Raw genomic sequence first — 24637 nt, 5'->3', positions numbered from 1 at the left:
TGGGGAGTTTAGGTTCCCGTTGAAAAGGGTGTCAATGGCCATGCGGCATACTTTTACGTCGGCTATTTGATAGCTAACAATCTGTTTTATATGCATTTAATTGCGGTGGCGTAAAAGATGGCTGATGCGAGGAGGCATACATCTGGGAGTGGTTTGCATATATCTTTAGAGTACATTCTTTCTGAGAAACTACTTCGGCAGCACGTCCTAAATCACGATCAAGGTCTTACCGTACGGGCTTTTCCGTTTTAATAGCTGCCTTCGGGGTTGTCGTCAGCAACCCTCTAAACAGCACGAATATGGAGAGGCTAATGGCGGTATTTAGCAGGTTTCTTAACTGGTCGATCCTGATGTTGGGTATAGCGTCGGGTTGTACCGTGATGGCGGCGGATCATGTGGGCGTGCGGCATCTCAATGTGGCGTCGGAGCAGCGAGCCGGCGATCTTGATGTGACGGTATGGTATCCGGCGACCGAGGGCGGTGAGCCGGTGTTACGGGGCGACAGTATTTTTTTCTCTGGCGTTCCCGCCGCGCTTAACGCACCTATGGTTACCGGAAAATTTCCGCTTATCCTGCTTTCCCACGGCGCAGGGCTGGGCGGAAGCGCCCAAGCTATGAGCTGGATAGCCACGCCTTTGGCGCAGCGGGGATTTATCGTCATCGCGCCGACTCATCCCGGCAACACTGGGCCGAATAGATCCGCCGCTGAAACGATGAAACTCTGGCTACGGCCCGTTGATCTAACTGACGCCCTTAATGCAATGCAGACGGATGCGTTTTTCCGCGAATATTCACGCTTCGACAGGGTAGGCGTTCTCGGGCTCTCCATGGGCGGCGGCGCGGCATTGCTGATGGCTGGAGCCCGCCTCGACCCTGAACTCCTCGCGGCATACTGTGATACCGACCAGCGTAATGCGTCTCTGTGTGAGTGGGTAAGGCAAAGCGGCGTGGATCTCCATAAATGGGACCTTCAACCAGCAGGCCGTGACTATCGTGATCAACGCATTCGCTTTGCGATGGCTATCGATCCAGTGCCTGTAGACGTTATTGCCGACGACTCTTTCAAGGACATTACAATTCCCGTTGCGCTGATAAATCTGGGACCATCTGGAAAGATCCCGCAAACAGCACTGGCTTCTGACATAGCCAAGGCCATCCCTGACGCCACCTACACACTGATCAGCGACGCCAGTCACTACAGCCTGTTTGGCGAATGCAAACCTCATGCGGCGGACATCGCCGAAGAAGAACAGATTGGAGAACCCATATGCTCCGACGGTGGCGGGCGCTCACGGCATGCGATTCATGATGAGCTGGTTCATTTGGTTTCGAGAGCGTTTGAACGGGCGTTGAACGGTGAAAAATAGCGGGAAGTGTCCCCCTGTAATCAAACCGGAGTAGGTTATGCAGATATAACCACGGCCTCGATCCCGAGTGGGGTAAAAGGCATACTTTAATCCTTCTCTGGAAGGGAATACTTTTAAAGGGCGCATGTAGCGGTGGTTGAAAAGATGCTATGCGTGTCTGGAACTTCTGGCGATGGGGCTGCAATTGAAAATATAGAAATTTAAGTAGTAGGGAGAGCCGAATGTTGGTGCTTTTTGCGATCTATCATGGTCTGGTACGGCTTTGTAAGTGAGGTTATGAAAAGGTGAAGGCGCATAAGCGCCTTTATATTCATTGGCGATGAATGTGTCTATTCCGTAGTTTAATGTCTATCAAATCAGATGATCGAATCGACCGCTTTTTAAAAGCGGATTCGACGTAATATATGGTTTTCTCATATATTCCCATTTGTATGTCATCGAACCCTTTTTCATGCTCCTCATTGAAGAGCGGGTGCTCATCATCATAGTACGGGAACATAAGCCTGACTTTCTTCTTTTCAATAACCGCCAAATCAATTAGCGCCTCAGCCTCCACGTCGCTAAGAAATATTGGTGGCTTAGTATCAATGCTGGGAAATGCGTCTTGTAAAGCAACATAACCTTCCTCGTGCACAATTCGAGCAATATCTTCTATAAGCTCAATTGGCATCAATACTTCACGTTTAATCATGCATTTTCCACCTTTAATAGAGCGCCAGGATACCCCTCTTTTCACTGGCGGTGAATGCGCCTATTCTCCGATCTGATCGTCGTCCGTATCCTTTTTGCGTTTGTCTGTTTTCACAAGTCGCAACTTCTTTTCTTCTGGGCGATATTCGCTTAAATCACTTGGGAAAAGCTCAGCGTCGGTTTTGAAAAACAGGTCAGGGGAGCCGCAGAGTACTTGGGGCTCATTTTCCATGGGCTCCTCATCTACGAGTTCGTTAAACCGGACTCGCATTTTCCTTTTGATCTCCTCGATATCTACAGAATCGGGATCAGGCTTTTTCTGCTTGGTCATCTCAACACCTTGTAGCAGTAGTTCTCACGGCTATTGTAGGCATAACCTTTCTTTCCGTAGTAGTCTATCACGCCTGCGCTGATGGGCTTCATTAATCTGATTTCGTTGGCGTCAATGCGCATTGCGTATAGCTCCGCCGCCCTCTCAATAAATGAGAAGGTAAGCCCTTTTATCGGGTTGTCGAGAGGCGTTGCTTCAATGAAGTCTAGCCGCAAGCGGCTTCCTGACCATGTTGGTTGCCCCAAGGACAAGCCACATAGTTTCATTTGGCGCCACCAAACAGCAATTTCAAACCGTTTTGGCTCTTGGTAAAGGTAGTGATTGTAGCCATAGTCTCCTCTTTCCCAATCCCAATTTACCTTGCGTCCTGGTGCTCCATGCCAGGATCTGTGTTCCATAAGAGCCTTCATGTCTATCAAACCATATGAAACCGAGTGCTTATAGTGGATAGGGAGTAACTCATTTGCCATTTCAACGACTTCGCGACGTATTTTTGAATACTTGGATTCCGTCGACATGTGGGAGCGGCTTATAAAAACCGACATTGTTTAAAGTCCATATTAGGGGGGGAGATAAGGGGTTATTCATACAGGCCAGGGGTTTCTAACCATTTTGGTAATGGTTAAAAACCGTGAGTTTTATCTAATCCAAAGAGCCTGTTTAGAGGTGGCGCGAGGGCTATCATTAGGCAGACTAACGTGGACCGGTGATAAGCTCTGGCTCGACTTTTTGGATGAAACCTATCAATGAAGTCGTCTGAAACTATTACCTTAATTGCCTGTTTGGGTTCTCTTACAATGAGAGAGGAGACTATTGCTATAGGAAATTGTCATGAGTAATGAACGTCCGAAACCTGGAACGAAAGAATTCGAGGAATGGGTGCGCCAAGAGACTCAATCCGTTGTTGATGATATGTTCAAGCACGGTCCTGCTGATTTCGATGAAAGCGGTGTTATATTCGGCGGAGAAAAGTCTTTAAATTCCAGTGATGCTGAAGCGTTTCCTGACGAAATCGAAGAGTATCGTCCCGAGGAGAGGAAGCCTCCCTTGGTTCACAATAGTGATAAGAGCAGGAAGAAAACTTAGTTACCCTCACACTATGCGACAAATTAATAACCTATAAGGTTATATTTATAGCCTTATAGGTTGTTGTTTGTGCAAATAACAAAATACTTTGTCGAACCTTCTCCTGATTGGGGCTTAAACGTCACAGTAATTGAGCCTCAGCACGAATAAATCGCTAACACACCTGCAGCAAGCTTGGAGCCTGAAAAGCAAAAGGCGCGCGAGCCAAGACTCAAACGCGCCACTCCATCCACCGTTCGCCCTGAGCCTGTCGAAGGGCTTCCCAGAGCGCTAATCCAAAACCACTAACCCGCCCCTGCGGTGAATACAATCCTGCCCTCACTGACGCTGACTTCAACCTCCGTGTCCACCCCAAACCCGGCTTGCTCCAGCCAATAACCCTTAATCAACATCCAGGGAACGGGTTTGAAACCGCCATAATCATAACGGCTGGAGGAGAGGTGATAATCGTAATAACCCTTGCGGACCTTGAGACGGCGCTGATGGGGAAGGGCAGATTTTACTTTAGCCGAGCGACGCTCTGGCTTATCATGCGGCTTAGCCATGATTGACTCCTGGTAAGTCTTTTGTGGTTAGCTGCCTCTGGGTGTTGCGAGCACTCAGGGGTAGCGCTTCAATTCATATATTTAAATCAAGATATTTAGTTATATTTTCCTTTGGAAACGGTCGGTTTCTAACATGGGAAATACCCTTCTATCATTAACTGGAATGCTGGTTAAATCAACAGGTTTTTGTGATTTATATGCCTAATCATTAATATTGATATTAAGCATTTTTACCAAGGCCCGGTGAGCCACCTTGCACCAACTTAACCTTCTTACGGTTATATCCAGATATCTTATGAGTGGCTTCTATTTTCTGTTTTCTTTTCTGGATATAGTTTTTCGGGGGATTAGAGAGCTTTGGCTTCTTTGACGCCATGCTACGGCCTCGGGAACGACGTTTTTTACGCGGCTTATCATGATGGCTAACATTTTCCGCAGGTCGAAGCTTTATATTTTGATCCATCAGGATAACGGGTTTAGAAGAGCCTAACCGATAGGCTTCACCTTCCGACAGGTTAATGTTATGTCTCATTTTGAAATGACGTGCGATGGCGAAAGAGTCCCTGGTGACATTTTCTCCACAATGGCTGCACTTTAACCAATGTTTCTTATGCATCGGCATAGCCTGGCTCCTCTCAATAGTGATGATTTCTTATGAGTAGCCGCCCAAGTGTTTATTATTATGAAGGTATTTTCAGCTAGGCCCTGACGCCAAACCCCAGGCCGCGCATAAGCCATTTTGTCGTATTAATATCTAATGAATCGGCTCTGCCTCTGAACCCGAGCATATCGCCAAAGGGTCTGAATTTCGCCACGTTATACACTTCGTCGTATGTGGTCGAAATGGGATCTGACTTCTTCGGGGCTATTGTTGTAAATCCATAAGAGCGTTTTGTATGTAGGAACCCTGGACATTGCTTTTCCTCCTATAAAATATGCGAGCGATTCAGCTTTCTTGGTCTGCGTCTATCCCAACCGATCCCAAGCCTCCAACACCAACCGCCGAGTGCGGTATTCGCCAAACGCTTTCATCTCATTCTTTTTCAGTACCCGGAATGTTTCGGAGGGGTAGTCTTCGCCCATGACGTCTGCCGGGTCGAGGATGTAGCGTAGTTCATCGCGGGTGAGGCCGTAGAGTTTGGCGTAGTAGGCGTCTAGTTCGCTTTTGAGGAGGTGGCGACGTTCTGGGTCGAATTTGAAGGGAGGGCCGTTGTAGCCCATGTCTTCAGCGAATGGCTTTAAGTTGTATGATGAATACGTGAGCTCCAATACGCGGGGAACAATATATTCCAGGTCAGAGGTTTCATATTGTTCAGGGGACAAAACTGGAAGCTGTTTAAATATGAAAAAATTTAAATGAGTACCGCCCACTTTGTGACGAGCGACGAAATCAAGAGGTAATGATGATAAGTTACTTGTTAGTGCCGCTATATGCTTCGCACTATAAGTCTCTGAAACGAAAGCAAGAGGCATGTTATTTCCCACAGCACTCAACGGAATCACTCCGGCAATCACAGTGCGCTCATTAGTAGCATTTGTAATATCCCGCCAGCCCAGCAGGTATTTTGGCCGGCGTGCTTCCAGCAGCGGCCAGATGAATGAAAACGGATCTTGTGAGCGGTTTAGATTGGCGACGAGCTGTTCAACTTCTTCATTGCTCAACATGGACTCTTTCGCTAACAAGCAGGCAGTGTTTATAGCGCGGTGATCATAAGTGTCGTCATACAAGTCATTGTCATCACTGGATCGGGCGTCTTGCAGAAGACCTCTAACAATCGCGCTGTCTAGTCCGTCAGGATGGGTTTCGATGTATGAGCCCGCAGCCCATAGTCTGAGAGTGTGATCCAGCTTTTCAGCGTCTTGCTTTTTAATCGCATCCAGGACGGCTTTTGGCGCTCGGGTTGTGCGGAGTGTGACTTCATTTTCCGCTACCCAATAGCGAGGCAGGCTGTGGTAGTTGGGATTTTGTTTTTCCGCGAGGGTGCAGTCGCGACTTGTCTTGCCGTCTATTTCGTAGGTAGCCCAGCGGTGGTCGTAGTGGTGGACCATTTTGGCTTCGTAGAGGGGGAGATATTTGTGGTCGTTAATATGTGCAATATTCCTGGTTACAGCTCCTCCCTCATCAATAATCTCGCTATATTCTTTAAATAGATCGCTTTTAGATGTCATGTTAAACAGACCCTGGGAAAAGCGGACTCCCCAGTGATTTACTTCAGGCTCATTGGCAGTCTCTTCCTTGATAAGGACTGGAGCACTTTTGTAAATTTTTTTAGTCAGCTCACAGTCCATTTGAGAGCGAAACACAGGGCATGTTTTTGTATTTGGGTTAATCAAGTTAAAGTCTTGGCTGCTCAGGGTGAAAACTCGGTTTGTGTCCGTAGTTTGTTCTGTTTTCTCAAGAAAAAATGCTAACTTCGCTAATTCAATATCATGCCCTATAGACAGCACGCAGAACTTAATCCGAGAATCAACGGCAGGGAATAACTTTTTCCTATTCTCAAAGTCGTAAATACCTGCGAGAATTTTTTGGCTAGTTAACCAAGAGAAAAATAACTTTGTAGAGTCATCTGTAACGATTCCTGTTGGGGATATCATAGCTGCCCGACCAGTACTATTTATCATAGTGGCGAAAAGTTCTGCGAAGAGGGCATAAAGATTTATTTTTCCCTTCGCGGTAAGCTTGTTGCGGCCGCCAAAACGATAGAATTGATTGTGGCTTTCAATTTTATGTTTATCTATTTGAAATCTATTCCATAAATCAGGATTGCTTACTTCTAGATCTTGTATGGCTTTTTTGCGTTTTGCACCAGATAAATTAGTAATACTTGGGGCGTCTACGGCGAAGTACTCGTCTTCACTTAATTGGGAAACGTTCCATGGTGCATTTCCAATGACTACATCGAAGCCTCCTCGTCCTTTATCTCCAAAAATATTCGGAAAGGCCAATGGCCAGTGAAAAAAGTGGTAGGACTTTGCAGTTTTTTGCACTAGCTGCAAAGTCTCTGGAGGTAAATTTTCACCATGCGAGAATAAATGTAGCATTTCGTTAGTCGGGACCGATGCTTTGGTTTCAAAGGTCTTCGGAATAAAGAAGGATGCAGTGAATAAGTCTTCTTTTAATTTCTCCTGAAGGTAACTTTCACTATTTTCAAATTTCTTATACCTGCTCTCTTTAGAAGATACCTCTTCAAGAGTATCCTCACATAATTCTTCCAGATCATGGTGTAGGAGGCCAATTGTCCTTAGAGAGATTGCAATATTTTTTCCAGTTTTTTTGTTTTTATTTTTTAAGTCTGGGCATATACTTTTGTCATCTCTGGTTAGCGGTTGGAAAGCTTCGTCAGGTATTCCTTTTTCTATTTGAGAGGAGGTCAGGATTCCTACTAAAGAATTACCGTGTTTAATGTGAGAGTCTAGAAAACTTAGTGGCTTACCCGGTTCTACTGACTCTAACCATAGTGCAATCTTACAAAGCTCAATCGCCATGTTATTAATATCTACACCGTAGATACACTTTTGTATTACTTTTCGCATGGCAATACGATGTTGCAGTTCCGAGTTCCTTGATTGGGTGTCATAACGCACCAGCTCCGCAGCGAGACATTTAGCAGCCGCAATCAGGCAGTGACCAGAACCGCAAGCGGGGTCGCAAATAGTGATAGATAGAATTTTATCACTGGGGTTACCCCCTATATTTTTTAGTCGATTCTCAATGACGGGCTTAAGGGCAGATTTGATAAGCTCTTGGACCAGATTCTCGGGAGTGTAATAGGTTCCTAGTTCCTTTTTATCTCCTTTGCTTTTGATTAAACAAAACCGCCAGACACCATTCACGTTAATCTGCGGCATCAATTCAAGCAGAGACTCATAGACTGAACCAAACTCAGTGGTGTCCATATCTCGGTAATTAACCGGCCGTAACACGTCGTGTTGTACAAAAAAGCAGAGATTGAATAACGCTTCATACAGGTATTTGTTTTCAAGCTCGCACTGGTCCAAGTCAGGACACTGATCGAGCGCGAAAATACCGCCCAGCGCAGGCTGCGCCAGCAGAGGTTGCCCCACGGCAAAGCCTTTAAAAGTGACCAGCAGTTGCCGCCATGCATCGCCGTATGAGTCCCGGCATGAGCGCAGGCGCGCTTGTTTCCTGAAGTGGCTCACGCTGTACCATTTTTGATACAGCTCCCGGGCGCCTCGGTAGTCCTGTTGTTGATAAAACTGCGGCAACAGGGCGATGTCTCTGTCTTCCGCAACCAGCAGAAACAGAAACCGATACGCCAGGCGTTGAATCTGATTATGGAAGCCTTTTTCGTCCAGTTGCCCGTTGGTGAATAAATCACGTAAACGTTGATTTTTGGAGTGTGACAGAAAGCCCGTCCCCAGGGACTCCATGGCATGTTCAACGCCATAGCGAAGAGACTCTTTGGCCCTTTCTCCTTCTTCTTTGCCTTTCTCGCGCCACTTCTCCAACCAGCAACGCTCCACGGAAAGAACGGAAACATTTTTTGATGTCAGTGGTCGGGTGCGAGACTGGTGCAGCAATAGCCAGACGATGGTGAACTCCGCATAGTCTTCCTCGTCGAATATGCGGGCAAAGTCGACTTCAATGTATGCGGGACGGGTGATCGCTGGATTATCGCGCAGCAGGCGAAGATAGAGCCCATTGGCCACGATCGCCCACAGGCATTGCTCTTCTGCATTCAGGTACTCCTGCGCCAAGGCGGTCGGAGAACGCTTTTTATCGCCTTTTTTATCTTTTTGGCCAAACTCCGCATCAGATTTATCCAGATCCTGGTCTGCACCGCATAACACAAAGGGAAGGGTGTGCTTGTTAGCAAAATGAGTGATGGGGAAATAACGTTCTCCAATGGTTATCGGGTCGGTTGGCTCAGGGCGATAACAGAAGACGTCCTGCAGCAGGGGAATCAGCCATTCCTCAAGGGCTAACCTTTTCTGGCTTTCATGATCAGCGTAATCCTGGCGCTGGGCCAGTTCCCGATAGTTTTGCCATAACGACTGTGCAATACGCCAATAACGCCCCAGTTCTTCATTGAACTTCAGGCCCTTGGGGATGCCGTATTCCGCCTCGGAGCGCCCTGGCAGGGCGTTGCGTCCGGTCTCTCGCAAGCGGGTTAAAAGCTCCGTACTCAATAACCCGCCTATGACATGTGTTGATTCAAAGGGCTGCTCGATCTGCCTTTTTAACGCCATGTTCATCCCTCCTACTGCGATTGACCGAAGTCGACTTCAGATAACTTGAGGTGAGGGCCTGTATCCGGGGCTTAGAAAAGTTTTAGGTCCGGAATCAGCACGTACACGCCCAGCACATCCACAGGAAATTGTGGTTTTACTTCATAGCTGCCTTTGGCTTGCGCCGCCTCGCGGGTGCGGCGATGATCCGCTAATAATTGCTTGGCTCGCGCTTCCGCCAGGCTTCTAAACATTGGCTGCTTTTCTTCCAGTTGGTTGAGTTCCTCAGCCAATTCGCGCTCTTTAGCCTCTTTACACATATCCTTACTCACGGACGCCTGCATCAGTTTTAAGGCCTGATCTTTCGGTATGACCGAGGCTTGGTTATCGGCATTGATGGCGATGGCCAGCGCCTCTTCCGCCAGCAGGTCGCACTCATGCAAGGTTCTTTTGAGAATCAATCGTGATCGGATGCGCAGCAAATAGATGACTGTGCGCGTTTCTACTTCCTTCGTGTACAGAGCGCCGGCTCTTGCGATCAGTTTTGTGTCTTCGCCGCTCATCGCCAGTTCCGCAAGATAGTCCGCCAAGTGTGAGACCAGTGGGTGGGTGCGATGGATAAACTCCGCTTTGAGAGCGCTTGGATAGTAGAAATCAATGTGCTTTAAGGCGAGTAAGCCGGCTGCGTCCAGTCGATCACGAAGGCCGGGGTGCTTTTCGCCGAAATGGGGTAATGGGGCTTGATAGCCGCCTTGCTTCAGACTTTTCAAGGGTGCGCCCAGGCGCTCGCAGGCGTTTAAAACAAAGCGCTTTACGTCTTCCTCTGTTCCCAGCACGGCAAAAGCTTTTTCCCATTCCGGCAGGACGTCTTCCGGTTTTAACCGGTTTTGCGCAAACAAGGTGCGGTGTCGTCTGGCTTTTTCGCGAGCCGATTCCCATTTGGCGTCTAACGCTTGGAGGTCTGCGTCCTGGGCGAACAGGTCGTCCATGCCTTTACTGCCGATATAGTTGCCGCTGCGCAGGAGTACGGCTTTCATCAGGGCTTGTTCTGCGCGGTCTCCTTCTTCGGGCATGGGAACGGTAACGCCAAGGGCTTTGCGAATACTTTCCGCTTTTCTGAGAATGACCTGCAGGACGGCCCCGTCCACAGGATTTTCCTCGCCGTAGTACATGAGCGCCTTAACGTTTTTAGCCTTTTGCCCGAAGCGATCAACCCGGCCTTCACGCTGTTCATGACGGGTCGGGTTCCAGCTCAAGTCATAATGGATAACGGCATTGAACTGCTCTTGCAGGTTCACGCCCTCTGATAAGCAGTCTGTGGCGACCAGTAATGGGGCTTTGTCGCTTTCCTTGAGCTGTTCAATGCGTTCAAGCCGTTCCGTCGGCGTTAAATCGCCGGTGACATGAATGACCTCTCGTTGAGGAAAAGCGGAGTTCAGTTCGTCCGCCAGATATTCCGCTGTGGCGATATAGCGGCAGAAGATGACAGGGTTATAGCCCTCGTCCAACACGGGCTTGATAATCTGTTTTAAGGTTTGCAGTTTGGGGTCGTTGCCGCTTTTCAGATGTTTGGCGCGTTCAATCAAGCGCTTCAGTATTGCAACATCTTCCTCCTGGGCTGCACCGGGCTCGACATCGTCCAACGTCAGGTTGTCATCCGTTCCATCCAGTACGCTTAGGGCTCCTTTTTCGTTCAAAGCTTCAATATGGCATCGTTGGTCTTCCTCGTCAGGCGATTTGCCATCGGGGGAGAGGGTGTTGTCGAGGCGTGTATTGAGCGCACGTATCGCCGCCTGAGGCGATGAAGAGATACAGCGGAGGAGCGCCAGCGCCGCCCACCAGTTCATTCGAGCCTTGAACGTACCTTCCGACTCTCTACTGACCAGCTCGCGCGCGTATTCAAGCACATCATGAAAAATGGCGTTCCATTCTCCCGTCAGTTTGTAAGTCGCTTCGCTGGTCAGCCTGTCGGGGAACAGGTTGCCTTCTTTCCACTCACCGATATCCTGCCGGCGTCGCTGCACAAAATGGTTGGCCAGCGCCTGGCGAAGAGGATGCGCCGCATTATCGATGGTTCTCAGGTCGACGAACTCAGGCTTCAATAACGAGAGCAGGTTATAGAAAGCCTCTTCGTCACCACTGTGCGGCGTCGCTGTCAGCAACACCATGTGTCTGGCTTCGTTCGCTGCAAGGTCTTTTAATAGTCCATAACGCAAATGAGGCCCCATGCCGCTTCTGGCGCAGGTGTGGGCTTCATCCACAATGACGAACTCGGGGCAATGAAGCAGGAAGGCGTCGCGGCGGGTTTTATTCTTGATGTAATCCAGAGACACAATCGTAAAAGGGTGCTCTGTAAATATCGAACGGTCCTGCAGTAGACCTCTCTCCAGGCGCGCCGCTGTGGTGGAGCGCACGATAGTGGCGTCCAGATGGAAACGCTCTTTCAGTTCTTCATGCCATTGCTCGCATAAGTGGGGCGGACACAGCACGGTAAATCGGTTGATTTCCGCCCGATCCAGCATTTCACGGACTATCAGGCTCGCCTCGATGGTTTTGCCAACGCCTACATCATCCGCGATTAACAGGCGAATGGTTTCCAGTTTTAGCGCCATCATGAGGGGGACCAGCTGATAGGCGCGGGGCTCTATTGCGATATTGCCAAAGCTGCGGAATGGGCCTGCGCCGGCCCGCAACTTCAGCATCAATGCGTCACGCAAGAGCAGGCCGGCGGCTTGTGTGCCGGAGTGCATCACCTGTGGAGGCGGAAAGCTGGCGGAGTGAATGGGTTCTAACTCGGGAAGCAGCGCCGTGATGGCGTCATCACCTCCACCAAGAGGGCGTAAATGGAGTAACCTGGCGTCGCTCTGCGGCAGCACTATCCACTCTCTGCCTCTGGCCGTGACGACTGATCCCGGGCTGAAAGTGTGCTCGCTCATTTCGTCGCCGCTCCGAAAATATCTGGATACTCAGCGAGGATAGATGGCCAGCGCTCACGTTCTTTGGGGAAGCGGATCACGGTTAATCCATGCGCGCGAAGTCGCCTCGAAAGCTCTTCGTCCAGCTTTTGCCGCTGGGGCATTTCATGGTGAGGACCGTCTATGTATATGGCGGCGTTATGATCGCTGTATATAAAGTCCGGCCGGGTTCTGAACTTTTCTATGACGACCTGCGCTTTATCCGGCAACCGGTGACCGTTTGTCTTAAGGTGATTAAGAAAGGCGCTTTCCAGCGAGCTGCCGGAAAGCTGTTTTAAATAGTCTTCCTGCTCTGTGTAAGGTTTTGAACCTGCACCAACTTTTAGTTCAGAGTGAATCAGCTTGAGAAGCGCGTTGACCGCTTCACTGTTCTTGCGGTCAATCAGCTTGTGATCAATCTGGTTGTAGTAACTGAGCAGGCAGCGATAGCAACCGGCATCGCAGTCAGTATTCATATCTTCAGGCACGCTGGCCCAGTCATCGTTTGTCGAGTAATGACAGATTCTCAGTGCGCGCTCTGCAATGCTCGCAAAGGCGTATTTGCTGCTGGTCAGCCGGGTTAAGACGCCTGCGCCGCCTTCTGAGGCTTCATAAAATAGAATGGTATTCCGGTCATCCCGACTGGGCAGCGGTTCAACCACCAGCTCCGCTTCTTCAATCTGGAACTCTTCTTCAATGCCTCGTTTCAAGGCGTATTGCAGCGTGGCCAGGGCATGTTCATCAAGTTTAAGCTCCGCCTCCGGCCTCAGTATCAGAATGTTGCGTCGGTCTTCCACATAGGGCGTGATACGCTCTACATGGTTTTCTCCTTGCGCCAGATCATCGCTGTTTTCCTGGGCGGCTTGTTCGTCGGCGCTCCATTGGCCGGAAACGGCGTCGATGTTGAAGCCATAGATGGAAGGATTTTTTCTACGCCGCCATCCCAGGTTCAGCCGCCAAACTGTGGCGGTGGGCGCATACTGGACCGTAAACAGACGGCTCCCTTGGCTGAGTAGTTCGCCTTGGGTGACGCGCAGGCAACCGTCAGTCTGGTGGAACTGAACAGTGGTCTGCATTTCGTAACCTTGCCTTTGCCGCTCTTCTTCATCGCAGGTGATGCGGTAAGCTCTCTTGGTGCTGACATTGTCGATGCGATAAAGATTGGACACACGCTTTCCTCCCTCAATGGGAGAACCGCAGGCGTTACAAAGTTCATCCTCCAGTTGGGTATGAAAATGCCCATATCCGCAAGCTGGACAGAGTCTGGCTTCTTCTTTGACTAAACCGGGCTGATCCAGTGATTGCTCTGGACGCACGCCCAAGATGACTTTTTTGACCCGATACTGACTGCCTTCATGATAAATAAGACTTAAAGGTCCGAATTCGGAAATGGCCAGAAAGCGCGGTCTGGCGAGAAAACTATCGCGACCGATGTTGCCGCGTCGGCCTTGGATGTAGGCCAGCAAAGGCAGGCGAGGGAAGTTATAACCAGGCAGGAAACCCTGACTGGCGAGATAGCGATAAGTAGAGAAGTCCGAGCTGGTGTCGCTGTGCGCATCAAGCAATAAATCCATTTGCGTTCGCGCTTCGCCGTAACGTTGGCCAGCGGCTTTCCGCTCTGTCTCACTGGCCGCTGGATTGGTATTGATCAGGTGAGCTTTCTGCATTTGATCCTGAGTTGAGGCATAGAGCTCTCTCCAACGCTTCAACGAATCGCAAAACTCTATGTAAGCGGCATTCACCTTGCGCTTCATCCACTGGCTGATGGCTTCCTCTAAAGAATGCTCGTCACTAAGCCAGGCGCCTTGTGCGACTGCTATATCGCCAACCAGCATTCTCATAATATCCAAACCCCGTTCTATGGTTCGGCTGCGAACTTTATCGCTGTTCATCTGCATGTCGAACTCATCCAAAACCGGCATGTTCGAGGGTTGGTTCATGTCCAGCATCAGATTGACGGTCTTAGGTAACGCTTGCTTGGTTTCACTCAGCCAGATGGCATGTAAGTGGCTGGCGATAAGGTCCTCGTTCGCCAGGTCCAGAGTGGGCGGGCTGACATGACCGTGCACCATGCGGGCGGGATCGGAAAAGAAGTACTGATCATGAGGACTTAATGCGGCGCAGTAGGTGATGACCAAGGCGGGTTGCCCGGAACGGCCCGCCCTGCCGGAGCGCTGTGCGTAGTTGGCTGGCGTAGGAGGGACATTGCGTAAGTAAACAGAATTCAGGGACGCGATATCCACGCCAAGCTCCATGGTGGGGGAGCAGAATAGTGTTTTTAAAGTGGCTTCGCGGAATTGTTTTTCCCGCTCCTCCCGTTTATCAATGCTGACCTGGGCGGTATGTTCACGAGCTTCAAGCTCGAAGAATGTCCTATTTCCAGCAACTAAAAATTCAGCGATGTTTTGATATAGGTTTTTGAAGTACTCGTTTTCTGAGCTGTAAGGGGTCGTCGGATCAGTTGAGGATACGCCTGTGCTGGGCATCCATTGTATAAACTCCCCAACAAGTTGATAGCCTTGTATTCCTCTCTCTTCATTGACTTCCTCGACCAGACCATAACTCTGAAGCACTCCGATTAAACTTAAGATGAGATCAGGGTAATTGGCGTCGTTTATTCTAGGAAGCAGTGAGAGGTCATCACCCCATACATTGGACCTTTTTAAGGTTTGGCCCAATGAGGATCGGCTTGAGGCAGTGACAAGATTGTAGCTGTTCCTGCCTTTGGGTTTGCTTGTCAGAATCATAGTGCAACTTGGTTGAAGTTGCTCCTCTTCCGTGAAAGCCCAGGGCTCTATAAGGTGTGCGTAGCTTTGAGACTTGAACTGCTCTTGCTGATAAGCATCCAGGAACCTGCTTTTGATACACAGACCTCGGCGCATTGTATCTAGAACGGCTTTGAGGGCTTTAAATCTGAATTCTACCGAAACATTCTGCAGCTCAGGAAATTTTAAATTTTCCCACTTGCGTTGGTCCTGACTGAGATCAGCGAGCCCTTCGTATTCGATCTTTAATAATCCCAGTTGCTCCAGGTTAGGATTGTTGAATCGCCAACCTCTTCTTAAATCAAAATAGAGCCGATAGGAAAGCACATTCCGTAACGCTTCCTCCGCTTTTCTCAAGCCTGGCCCATCGACGGATGGATTGGCGAGGTATTGGGGCCTTTCCTCAACTCTGTCGAATCCCAGGCTTTGAAAAACCGCTTGCGATAAAAGGCTATCCGTGAGGTAGCCGTTTGGAGCGCTTTTAACTGCCGCCAGCAGACTGGAGCGGAGTAGCAGTATCTGAATAAAGTCGTTGTAATGGCCTGCCTGCAGTGAAGCATCCTGTCGGTTATCGGTAAAACCCAGCAGCTTTTTGGCGTCGTCCTTTAATTCTGTATCGCGCTCAAGCAAGTAGCGTAATGCAGAGATAGTTAGCACCGTTGTTGCGGAGGAGCGGCCCTCGCCACTGAGAGACGTGAGCCGGCTCGCTTCTCGACTCTTCCCGCGATGTACAAAGCCGCAGTTAAGACAGAATCTGAAACTACCCGGGATGAACCATCCTCTTTCGCCCTGAATATCGATTGTTCCGTCTGGCTTTACAAAGGTTTCGGTCGGTTTGAATTTCTTATAGCTGCTGCGAAGACGGTAATCGCCGTTTTTTTCCTCTAACCAGTGTTCCGGATAACTGCTTTCGTAATTGCCATCGTCCCATCTACGCTGTGGATCGAGCATGAAATAGCCCCAATCACTGGATTCCTCATCGTTATTCTTGTCATCAATGCCCCGGGGCTTTAACGCGCCTTCGCCGCTTTCATTCTCATAACAAACCGGATGGTAATCCTGCCCACATTGGCGGCAGAAATAGAGGGTGTAGAACAATTTTTCCCGATTGCTGCCAGGCAGAAACTGCTGGCCGCTGAGGTCCACCACTCTTTTTCCTTCCGGCTCTAAGGTGGAGTAAGCATGGCTGGGGCCAGAAATAAACTGATGCAGTCTAAATGCAAAAACCGGCTTACCTGTCGGACTCTTGCAGCGATACGCCGCCAGCAAGAACTGACGGAGATAATCCTGACATGATTGCTGGTCTAAACCCGAGTCGGCGGATAGTTTCTCCGCCGCCCATGCGAGGTTCTGGGGCTTGGCGCGAACCCAACGCTCTTCCTCCCATACCAATCCCAGAGTCAGCTCGACCCAGACAGCGATGGGGTGTGCGCAGAATGCCCGGAAATCAAAAGCTGAAGGAATGGGCTGTTGCAGGGCGCGAGACAGTGTTTCGGGCGTTGGTTTAATGTCTTGAGTAGTTATACGCTGCAGCGTTTCAGTCACAATATTTTCTGACTTAACTTGCGCGCCGAACAACTTGCTGGCCACGGTCGCCACGGCTGCATTCTTCGCCGCCAGCGACCCCTCACTGGCCATAGTGGCTGAGGTGCCTATACATAACACTTCCGGGTTTAGCGCCTCACGAACGCGACGCACCAACATTGCTACGTCCGCTCCTTGCCGCCCCCGATAGGTATGGAGTTCATCCAGTACGAGGAAGCGTAAACCTTTCGCAGACTGGATTACGAGGCGATCAATCTCGTCCTGCCGCGTCATAAGCAGCTCAAGCATCATGAAGTTGGTCAGGATAATATCCGGTGGATTGGCCGACATGGCGTGGCGGGCTTCTTGGGACTCCTGACCGGTATATCTTCCGTAGGTCACAGGCTTGTTGTCGCCATAGTGGCCAAGAAACTTTTCCAACTCTTCAAGCTGTGAGTTCACCAAGGCGTTCATGGGATAAATGATGATCGCTTTGATGGAGGGGCGGGAGTTATGTTCTTTTTCTTTCAGTATCGCGTCGACAATCGGCAGGATATAGCTCAGCGACTTCCCGGAACCGGTTCCTGTGGTTAATACATAACTTTCTCTACTTTGCGCCAAGCCGATGGCGGCCTGCTGATGCGTATGCAGGCCCGCCGGAATGCCTTGGGGATCTGCAGTACTGCGGTTAAAACGGAAAATATTCGCGCACTCTTTATGCAAAGTCCCTTTTGCTACTAACGCTTCAACATTGTCGCCAGGCACGAATGAAGGGTTAATTTGAATCAACGGCGCAGGCCAATAGTGACCTTTTTCGTATCGTTCAGAGATAAAACTTTGGATATCAGCGGCGCTGATTTTGGCGAAGCTTCGGCTGAAGCTTTCGTAGTCGGCGATTACGGCATCGCGATATTCGAATACGTCCATCGTTCAGGCTTCCTGAAGACTGTTTGTGCAGTAATTTCTGTGAAATCAAGCAGTAAACAAATCGAATCCTAATTCTCCATGTCATATGGAGATGCCTGAGTCGTCCCTGGTTGTGGTTGATTTTTGATCAGGTGAAAAGAAGTATAGACAAGGACGTCGAAAATGCAGGGGAAATTGTTGATGTATTGCTTGCGTTTTGAAGAGCCCTTCGACAGGCTCAGGGCGAACGGGGCGAACGGGGCGAACGGGGCGAACGGGGCGAACGGGGCGAACGGGGCGAACGGGGCGAACGGGGCGAACGGGGCGAACGGGGCGAACGGGGCGAACGGGGCGAACGGGGCGAACGGGGCGAACGGGGCGAACGGGGCGAACGGGGCGAACGGGGCGAACGGGGCTGGGAGGTCGTCATTGGCTACAAAAGAGTAGACGCCTCAATCCCCCAGCGCTCGAACAATTTCTCTCCTTGTCTGAATCAACTGCTCTCTAATCTCCTGCACTACGTTTTCGTCATCTGAGGCGAGTTCTGCGATGTGGGTGTTGAGGTAAGTCATGGCGGTTGAGTAGGGGAGGTAGCGGTAGTCTTTTTCGGTGGCTTCGTCGATAGGGAAGCGTTTGCGGATTTCTTTCTCCGTTATATCGCGGTAGACGATCACATGAACGTCGTACTGTCTTGGTCTGGGGTCGCCGTGAGGATTCCATTGCCACCATTCGGAGCCTAATAAATCCGTCGCCAGGGCGGGCGGGCCGAAGTCCTGGTAGGTCATGTCCAGATAGCGTTGTTTGGTGGAAGTTGAGGTGAAGGTGGCGCAGGCGCTGAGAAGCAGGAAGCCGCCGATAATCAGGTGGATAATTATGTTTTTGTGGCGCATGGATCTGTTGGTCATGAACGTATTGAACCATGTTATGGAATTCGTATTAATGCATCAACCGCATAAACAGAGGTATCTGGAAAGAGTCGCAGGGCTTCTGAATCCTGGCGGAGCGGCTGTGTTTGAGGAGCCGGAATTATCCAGCCAGTTTTGCTACCCCTGCTTATCTGAGTTCTATTACGCCAGTGAGCTGACGCTTGAGCTGGGCAAAATGAAAGGGTGAATTATGACTATGGACACCGCCTCCTGAACGATATGCCGGCTTCTCTGCAAGTGAGCGATATTCACATCGAGCAGCCAGTGCTGAAGGGCGCCAGAGAGAAACTGATCCCGGCTCTCTTATCGGTTCGCTCAAGTTGTTTCAAGTGACGGCGATTCGCCAGTAGGTGATAGGGCTTGTGTCATGACGGCAAGAATTGCACAGCTATCGACGCCTCAATAAAGAACGAGGAATTGTTGCTCACCCATGTGGAAAAGCACTGAATTTCCATCGTCTATATTTCGCTGGGGATTGTTTGGATCGGGTCATTTTTCAGATCAACTGAAGGAATGATAGAGATAGCCCCGCTTATCTCTGAGTTCACATAAATATTGGCGGCCTCGCCAACGTTCTTCAGAGGTTCCCTAATATTTATCACTGAATAACGGCTATATGATTCTGATCCAGTTGAGGTGAATGTGAAAATAGCGACTTGGAACTCTCAGGGAAAGCCCACTACGGACCCTAAACAAAAGATACTGAAGCAACTGCTGAATGACTGCGACTTTGTTTTAATACAAGAGTGCGGCGGTCTAACGCAGGCGGAATTAGACGCCATTTCGGCGCACAAGATCCTATACAGTGTAGGGCAGGCCGGTGCGCTGAATAATCGCTGCACCACTTGCATCATCACCCGTCATGTGGGTCTGTCGTTTGACTCAAAATACCTGCAAAGCGATACCGGACGAAGCGTAATCTATACCCAATACAATGGCATGGTGATTGGAACGCTGCATTCTAATGCGGGTGGAAGTGGTCAGTTTGACGCCACAACGGCGATGTCTCTTATTAACAGTATTGGCGAAAATACTTTTATTGTCGGAGGCGACTTCAACTGTCAGCCATCGGAACTACCCAGTGGCATGACCAGGACTGTCCAGATAGGAACAGCGTCGAGAGGCTTTAAAGTCTACCCTTCTAACTGCGGTAAGGTTACGCACCCTGGCTCTGGCAAAGAACTTGATTTTTTTCTGCGTAGCGAGGGTGTTTTCACCAAGAATACAGAGCGCCACCATGAGCAAGGCGGAGACCATTATCCAGTTGTAACTGAAGTCAGTTAGCTGTTTTGATGCTCAGAAATTGAGTTTTCGGCTGGGGCGTCAATCCCGGCCACATTCCAGCCTCAAAAATCCAGACTCCTGAAATAGCTGACAAGCTGCTCCACAACGATTCGTATGCGCTCAGTCTTTTTCAAATCCGGATGGCTCAAGACCCACATGTCGCTGGTTTTTCCAGGCGCAAATTCCGCTAACTCAACCAGTCCGCTGCGGCGTTGATCCACTGGTAGAAATGCAATGCCGTGTCCGCTTTCTGCGCAGTAGGACATGGCGGTCAGTTCGTTGCATCTTGCTACGATGGAGGTGGCGTGATTCTTCTCAAGCCAGGTAAACGCGGGCAGGTTGAGCATGCTTCCCGAGGCGCCAATGAGCGGGTAGTCCGCCAGGGTGTCTAATGTCGGCGGTTGTGAAAATCGCTCTAGAAACGATTCCGCGACGAACATCGCCCAGGGGATCGAAGCGACCTTGCGGCCTATCAAGTGATCCGGCGGCGAGCGGGTCGCTCTTACGGCGATGTCGGCGACCCGTGAATTCAAATTGAAATCGTCGTTACTGGAGAGTATCTCGAAGGTGATGTCGGGATAGTCTTGCGCAAGGGGGCGCAATGCCTCCGGCAGGTAACGGTTAGCAATATTGAAGGGAGCGGTAATCTTCACGACGCCGCTAGGTTGAAACTCCCTGCCGACAATCTGGCGTTCGATCTGCTCCGCGCCGTCGCGCATGCGGTTGGCGAACACCAGCATCTTCTCCGCCAATGGCGTTGCGACATAGCCTTTTGAGCCACGCTCAAACAGCTTCCCGCCGATCTCATTCTCCAGCGACTCCATGCGTCTAAACACTGTCGTGTAGTTGACGCCCAATTCTTTCGCCGCCCCGGACATAGATCCTTTCTGGGCGACCAGGGCGAGTATCTTCAGAGAATTCCAGTCCATAACCAATGCATTTATGCAATTTAGAATTTCAAAAATTACAACTGATAACGCATTAATGCAATGAATAGAATGAAAACATCACTATTCACTTGGAGACGCACATGACTATTTCCCGAAACTATGAACTGGCGGCGTTGCTGCTGCGCGTGACGCTTGGCGCGGTGCTGATCGCCCATAGTCTGTATTTAAAGCTGGTGGTTTTTACCCTGCCGGGCACGGCTGAATTCTTCAGTTCGATAGGCCTGCCGGCATTTCTGGCCTACTTCTTTTTCTTCGTGGAGGCGGTGTCGGGGATTGCGCTCATTGTCGGTTTTCATAGTCAGATCGCCGCCGCCATGGTTGCGCCCATTCTGCTTGGTGCGACCTGGGCGCATTGGGATGCGGGGTGGTTGTTTGAAAATGAAGGCGGTGGCTGGGAATACCCTCTGGTTTTGGTCTTGATGGCGGCCACTCAGATTTTCCTGGGCAATGGACGTTACACCATCACCAAGGAGGCCTGAAATGAATATCGGAACGATTGAGCTGGTTAGCTTTAAGTTATGTCCTTACGTGCAGCGCTCTGTGATCACACTGCTGGAAAAAGGCGTTGTGTTTAAACGCACGGATATCGATCTGGCGAACAAGCCGGGCTGGTTTCTGGCGCTTTCCCCCACAGGAAAAGTGCCCTTGCTCTTGATAGATAACAAGGATGCTATTTTCGAATCGGCGGTGATATGCGAATACCTCGATGAAGTCACGGAGGGAAGCCTGTTCCCGGCGGACCCTAAATTACGGGCGCTGCATCGGTCATGGATTGAGTTTGGCTCTCAGACGCTTGCTGCAATTGGCGGATATTATTCCGCCAAAGACGAGGAGAGTTTTCGTCATGCGGAAGCGCAACTCAGGGGGCGATTTGAAAAGCTCGAAGACGTGATTGCCGGCCCCTATTTTTCAGGGGCGGATTTCATGATTGTGGATGCCGTTTACGCGCCTGTGTTTCGTTACTTTGATGTCTTTAGCACCCTGGTCGAAAGCGACCTGTTTAAGGGCCTCGCAAAGGTCGAAGCCTGGCGCCGGCGACTGGCGGCCAGACAGTCGGTCATCGACGCGGTGGATGTGGACTTCGCGCAGGCGTTGATCGCTTTTGTCATCCGCAAACAGAGCTATCTCTCGCATCTGCTGCAATCGTCAGTGCCTGCATAGTTCCTTTGCCTCGCGGTATCACCAGCGGCGTATGGCTCACCGGGTCTTCGATAATCAGACTGGATAACCCAAATACCTCCTGCACCAGCGTCTCGGAAATGATGGTTGCGGGCGGGCCTTCAGCGATGATGGCCCCGTCGCGCATGGCGATGAGATGAGTGGCGTAGCGGCAGGCGTGGTTAAGATCGTGCAGCACCGCGATGAGGGTGCGGTTGTCTCTGCGGTTCAGAGTGCGGAACAACTCCAGTAATTCGATCTGATGGGTGATATCCAGATAAGTGGTGGGTTCGTCCAGCAGCAGGAGAGAGGTTTGTTGGGCCAGGGCCATGGCCACCCAGACGCGCTGGCGCTGGCCGCCGGAAAGCTCATCCACCATGCGGTCGGCGAGGTCTTCGACGCCGGTATTGATCATGGCTTCGTTTACGGCGCTTTCATCTTCCCGGCTCCAGCGGCGAAAGGCGCTTTGATGCGGATAGCGACCCCGCGCCACCAGATCCCGAACGCGGATGCCTTCCGGCGTGTTGGCGCTTTGCGGCAGCAGCCCCAGCTGACGCGCGACCAGTTTGGCGGGATAGCGATGGATGTCCTGGCCGTCAAGCAGCACTTCTCCGGAAACGGGCTTCAGCAACCGGCATAGACTGCGCAGTAACGTGGACTTGCCGCATCCATTGGGACCGACGATCACTGTGAACGACCCGTCCGGAATAGCCACGCTGAGGTTCGTGCTGATAACGCGCCGCTCATACCCCACCGTCAATCCCTGCGCCTGCAAGCGTGGCGCACGGGGTGCAGGAGGCTCGATATGTAAAGGGGAGGGCTGTCGCGTCATGAGGTTTTCCGTGGTGAGTCGTTGATGAGCAGCCAGGCCAGATAGACGCCACCCACGCTGATGGTGACGACGCCGACAGGTAACTGGCTGGGGGCGAACAGGTGATGCGCAATCTGATCCGCCGCGAGTAGCAATAATGCTCCCATCCAGGCGGCGTTAAGCAGGCTGACGTCGTTGGCGCCCAGCAGGCGTCGGGTAATCTGCGGCGCCGCCAGGGCGATGAAACTGATGGGACCGGTGGCGGCGGTGGCGGCGGCGGTCAGCGACACCGCCAGCAGCATAAGCGCGAGACGGGAGCGATTGACGGGTACGCCCAGCGCCTGAGCGGCGTCGTCGCCCATGGCGAGTAATCGTATGCGCCGCTGCATCGGGACCGCGGCGGCGATGGCCAGCAGGCAAAAAATCAGAGATGGAGAAACCTTGCTCCAGGTGACGCCATTCAATGATCCCGCTCCCCACAATGCCGCAGACATGGCGGTTTGCAAGCTGGCGCTGATCATGAGCCAGGTGTTGAAGGCGTTGAGCAGGGCGCTGACGGCGATGCCGACAATAATCAGTCGGAACCCCGGCGCGGAGCCCTTGCGCCAGGCCAGCGCATAGACGACCAACGCCGTCGCCAAACCGCCTGACAGCGCGCCGGCGGCGGTCTCGTAGTAGCCGCCTTGAAATACCGCGATGACCAGGAGCGCGCCGCTGTATGCGCCGGTATTGAAACCGACTACATCCGGGCTGCCCAAAGGGTTACGGAGTAACGACTGGAAAATGGCGCCGCTGACGCCCAGCGCCGCCCCCAGTATGACCGCTGCGGTAATCCGGGGTAGCCGCCATTGCGTCACCACAACCTGTATTTGCCCTTGGGCATTTCCGAATAACGCCTGCACGACATCGTTGAATGTGAGCGTCAACGTTCCCCAACCCAGCGCGAACAGGCTCAATCCCAGACAGGCGGCGCATAAGATGACCCCCAGGCGCAGCGCGCGCTTATCGAGGGGCAGGCTGACGGCGCTGTCCAGCCCGCCAATCAGAAAGTGGTCGGCGCGGTTCATCTCGACTCTCCATGCTGACGCCGCGCCAGCCAGATCAACATTGGCGCGCCGAGGAACGCGGTGACGATAGAGACGCGCAGTTCTCCTGGCGTGAGAAAACGTCCCAGGATATCTGCGGACAGCAAAAGACAGGGAGAAAGCGTCAATGTAAGCAGGATGATCCAGCGTTGATCCGCACCCATCAGCCAGCGGGCGATATGGGGAATCATCAGACCAATGAAGGCGATAGGGCCCGCCGCGGCGGTGGCCCCTCCGCACAGCAGCGTGATCGCCAGGATGGACAGCCCCTGCGTCCATTGCGGTCTGGCGCCCAAGGCTACCGATAGTTCTTCTCCCATGGCGATGGCGTTAAGGGGACGCGCCAGGATCAGCGCCAGTATAACGCCTGCGACGATGACGGGAGCGACCCACAGCACCGGCTCCAGACTACGCACGTTCAGTGAACCGGCGCTCCAGTAACGCATGGTGTCGAAAGCTGTGGGATGCAGCAGGGTGACGCCGGATGCGGCTCCGGACATCACCGCGCCAATGGCGACCCCCGCCAGCACAAAGCGCAACGGGTCCATGCGCGTGGCCCCGTAATAACCGGCGAAAAACACCAGCAGCGTCGTAAGCAGCGCGCCCAGCGCCGCCAGTCCAAGATACCCTGGCTGCGAGTGAACGCCGAAGAACGCCACCCCCAGCACCATCGCGAGCCCGGCGCCTGCGTTGACGCCAAGTATGCCCGGTTCAGCCAGAGGGTTGCGGGTCAATGCCTGGATCAGAGCGCCGGAGGCGCCCAGGGCGGCCCCGGCCAACAGACCTAATAGCGTACGGGGTAAGCGGCTGTCCAGAACGATGATGGCGTCTGCGCCGCCAGTCACCCCGAGCAGGCTATCCACAACGATGGGGAAAGGAATCGCCTTCGCTCCCAGCATTAAGCTAAGGGCGCTGATGAAGGCCAACAACAGCAGACTTGTTGTGAATATCGCCCACCGCGCGCGGTAACGAGGCGCTGAAGAGGGGGCGGAAGCGGAGAGGGTGGCGTCGTTCAAATATCTGACTCAAATGCAAATGAGAATGATTTGTATTAACGGTTGGTAT

The 24637-nt window shown here is 51.5% G+C and carries 19 protein-coding genes; 6 read left to right on the top strand and 13 right to left on the bottom strand.

All coding sequences use genetic code 11. The features are described 5' to 3' along the window. Positions 1 to 311 precede the first annotated feature (311 nt). Positions 312 to 1367, top strand: coding sequence for an alpha/beta hydrolase family protein (locus HCH_RS17070; protein ID WP_202945258.1), 1056 nt, complete (start codon positions 312 to 314; stop codon positions 1365 to 1367). A 310-nt stretch (positions 1368 to 1677) separates the two neighbouring features. Here HCH_RS17070 and HCH_RS17065 read toward each other — a convergent pair whose 3' ends face one another. From HCH_RS17065 to HCH_RS17055, 3 genes are read right to left on the bottom strand one after another with little or no spacing between them, the layout of a single operon-like run. Next, positions 1678 to 2058: a hypothetical protein gene (locus tag HCH_RS17065; protein ID WP_011397611.1), complete on the bottom strand. Its 381-nt coding sequence runs from the start codon at positions 2056 to 2058 to the stop codon at positions 1678 to 1680. A gap of 60 nt (positions 2059 to 2118) precedes the next feature. Then, positions 2119 to 2388 carry a hypothetical protein gene (locus tag HCH_RS17060; RefSeq protein WP_011397610.1) on the bottom strand — a complete coding sequence of 90 codons (270 nt, stop codon included), beginning with the start codon at positions 2386 to 2388 and terminating at the stop codon, positions 2119 to 2121. Beyond that, positions 2385 to 2906, bottom strand: a complete 522-nt coding sequence (locus HCH_RS17055; RefSeq protein WP_041598742.1) for a hypothetical protein — start codon at positions 2904 to 2906, stop codon at positions 2385 to 2387. The genes HCH_RS17060 and HCH_RS17055 overlap by 4 nt, the downstream gene beginning before the upstream one ends. A gap of 313 nt (positions 2907 to 3219) precedes the next feature. On the opposite strand from HCH_RS17055, the gene HCH_RS17050 reads away from it, so the two are divergent. After that, the gene (locus HCH_RS17050) at positions 3220 to 3474 is read left to right on the top strand and encodes a hypothetical protein (protein ID WP_011397608.1); all 255 of its coding nucleotides are present in this window, start codon (positions 3220 to 3222) and stop codon (positions 3472 to 3474) included. Positions 3475 to 3758: 284 nt separating this feature from the next. Here HCH_RS17050 and HCH_RS17045 read toward each other — a convergent pair whose 3' ends face one another. The 6 genes from HCH_RS17045 to HCH_RS17015 form a co-directional block, all read right to left on the bottom strand. Continuing rightward, the gene (locus tag HCH_RS17045; RefSeq protein WP_011397606.1) at positions 3759 to 4019 is read right to left on the bottom strand and encodes a SymE family type I addiction module toxin; all 261 of its coding nucleotides are present in this window, start codon (positions 4017 to 4019) and stop codon (positions 3759 to 3761) included. A 220-nt stretch (positions 4020 to 4239) separates the two neighbouring features. Beyond that, positions 4240 to 4641 (bottom strand): hypothetical protein, encoded by a 402-nt coding sequence (locus tag HCH_RS17040; protein ID WP_011397605.1) that lies wholly within the window; start codon positions 4639 to 4641, stop codon positions 4240 to 4242. A 344-nt stretch (positions 4642 to 4985) separates the two neighbouring features. Beyond that, positions 4986 to 9230, bottom strand: coding sequence for an Eco57I restriction-modification methylase domain-containing protein (locus HCH_RS17035; protein WP_011397604.1), 4245 nt, complete (start codon positions 9228 to 9230; stop codon positions 4986 to 4988). A gap of 71 nt (positions 9231 to 9301) precedes the next feature. Next, complete coding sequence (locus HCH_RS17030; RefSeq protein ID WP_011397603.1) at positions 9302 to 12145, bottom strand: helicase-related protein; 2844 nt, start codon at positions 12143 to 12145, stop codon at positions 9302 to 9304. Next, positions 12142 to 17379, bottom strand: a complete 5238-nt coding sequence (locus HCH_RS17025; protein WP_011397602.1) for a DEAD/DEAH box helicase — start codon at positions 17377 to 17379, stop codon at positions 12142 to 12144. The genes HCH_RS17030 and HCH_RS17025 overlap by 4 nt, the downstream gene beginning before the upstream one ends. Positions 17380 to 17810: 431 nt before the next feature. Next, on the bottom strand, positions 17811 to 18263 hold the full coding sequence (locus HCH_RS17015; RefSeq protein ID WP_011397601.1) for a hypothetical protein: 453 nt from the start codon (positions 18261 to 18263) through the stop codon (positions 17811 to 17813). Here HCH_RS17015 and HCH_RS17010 point away from each other — a divergent pair. Then, positions 18262 to 18471: a hypothetical protein gene (locus HCH_RS17010; protein ID WP_148212598.1), complete on the top strand. Its 210-nt coding sequence runs from the start codon at positions 18262 to 18264 to the stop codon at positions 18469 to 18471. The genes HCH_RS17015 and HCH_RS17010 overlap by 2 nt on opposite strands. A gap of 455 nt (positions 18472 to 18926) precedes the next feature. Further along, positions 18927 to 19568, top strand: coding sequence for an endonuclease/exonuclease/phosphatase family protein (locus tag HCH_RS17005; protein ID WP_041598738.1), 642 nt, complete (start codon positions 18927 to 18929; stop codon positions 19566 to 19568). A gap of 62 nt (positions 19569 to 19630) precedes the next feature. Here the strand turns inward: HCH_RS17005 and HCH_RS17000 are convergent, their stop codons facing one another. Further along, positions 19631 to 20497 carry a LysR family transcriptional regulator gene (locus HCH_RS17000; RefSeq protein ID WP_011397596.1) on the bottom strand — a complete coding sequence of 289 codons (867 nt, stop codon included), beginning with the start codon at positions 20495 to 20497 and terminating at the stop codon, positions 19631 to 19633. Between the two features lie 101 nt (positions 20498 to 20598). On the opposite strand from HCH_RS17000, the gene HCH_RS16995 reads away from it, so the two are divergent. Together HCH_RS16995 and HCH_RS16990 are read left to right on the top strand one after the other, a co-directional pair. Then, entirely contained in the window at positions 20599 to 20997 is a 399-nt protein-coding gene (locus tag HCH_RS16995; protein ID WP_011397595.1) for a DoxX family protein, read from the top strand. 1 nt (position 20998) lies between these two features. Further along, positions 20999 to 21679, top strand: a complete 681-nt coding sequence (locus tag HCH_RS16990) for a glutathione S-transferase family protein (RefSeq protein ID WP_011397594.1) — start codon at positions 20999 to 21001, stop codon at positions 21677 to 21679. Here HCH_RS16990 and HCH_RS16985 read toward each other — a convergent pair. From HCH_RS16985 to fepD, 3 genes are read right to left on the bottom strand one after another with little or no spacing between them, the layout of a single operon-like run. After that, complete coding sequence (locus HCH_RS16985) at positions 21624 to 22508, bottom strand: ABC transporter ATP-binding protein (protein ID WP_011397593.1); 885 nt, start codon at positions 22506 to 22508, stop codon at positions 21624 to 21626. The two genes, HCH_RS16990 and HCH_RS16985, sit on opposite strands and share 56 nt — an antisense overlap. Beyond that, positions 22505 to 23554: an iron-enterobactin ABC transporter permease gene (gene fepG / locus HCH_RS16980; RefSeq protein ID WP_011397592.1), complete on the bottom strand. Its 1050-nt coding sequence runs from the start codon at positions 23552 to 23554 to the stop codon at positions 22505 to 22507. Before fepG ends, HCH_RS16985 begins: the two co-directional genes overlap by 4 nt. Next, positions 23551 to 24588 (bottom strand): Fe(3+)-siderophore ABC transporter permease, encoded by a 1038-nt coding sequence (fepD, locus tag HCH_RS16975; RefSeq protein WP_148212597.1) that lies wholly within the window; start codon positions 24586 to 24588, stop codon positions 23551 to 23553. Before fepD ends, fepG begins: the two co-directional genes overlap by 4 nt. Positions 24589 to 24637 lie beyond the last annotated feature (49 nt).

The organism is Hahella chejuensis KCTC 2396 (assembly GCF_000012985.1).
GTDB lineage: Bacteria > Pseudomonadota > Gammaproteobacteria > Pseudomonadales > Oleiphilaceae > Hahella > Hahella chejuensis.
The sequence above is the reverse complement of the archived record's forward strand: the minus strand, read 5'-3'. Positions and strand labels throughout refer to the sequence as shown.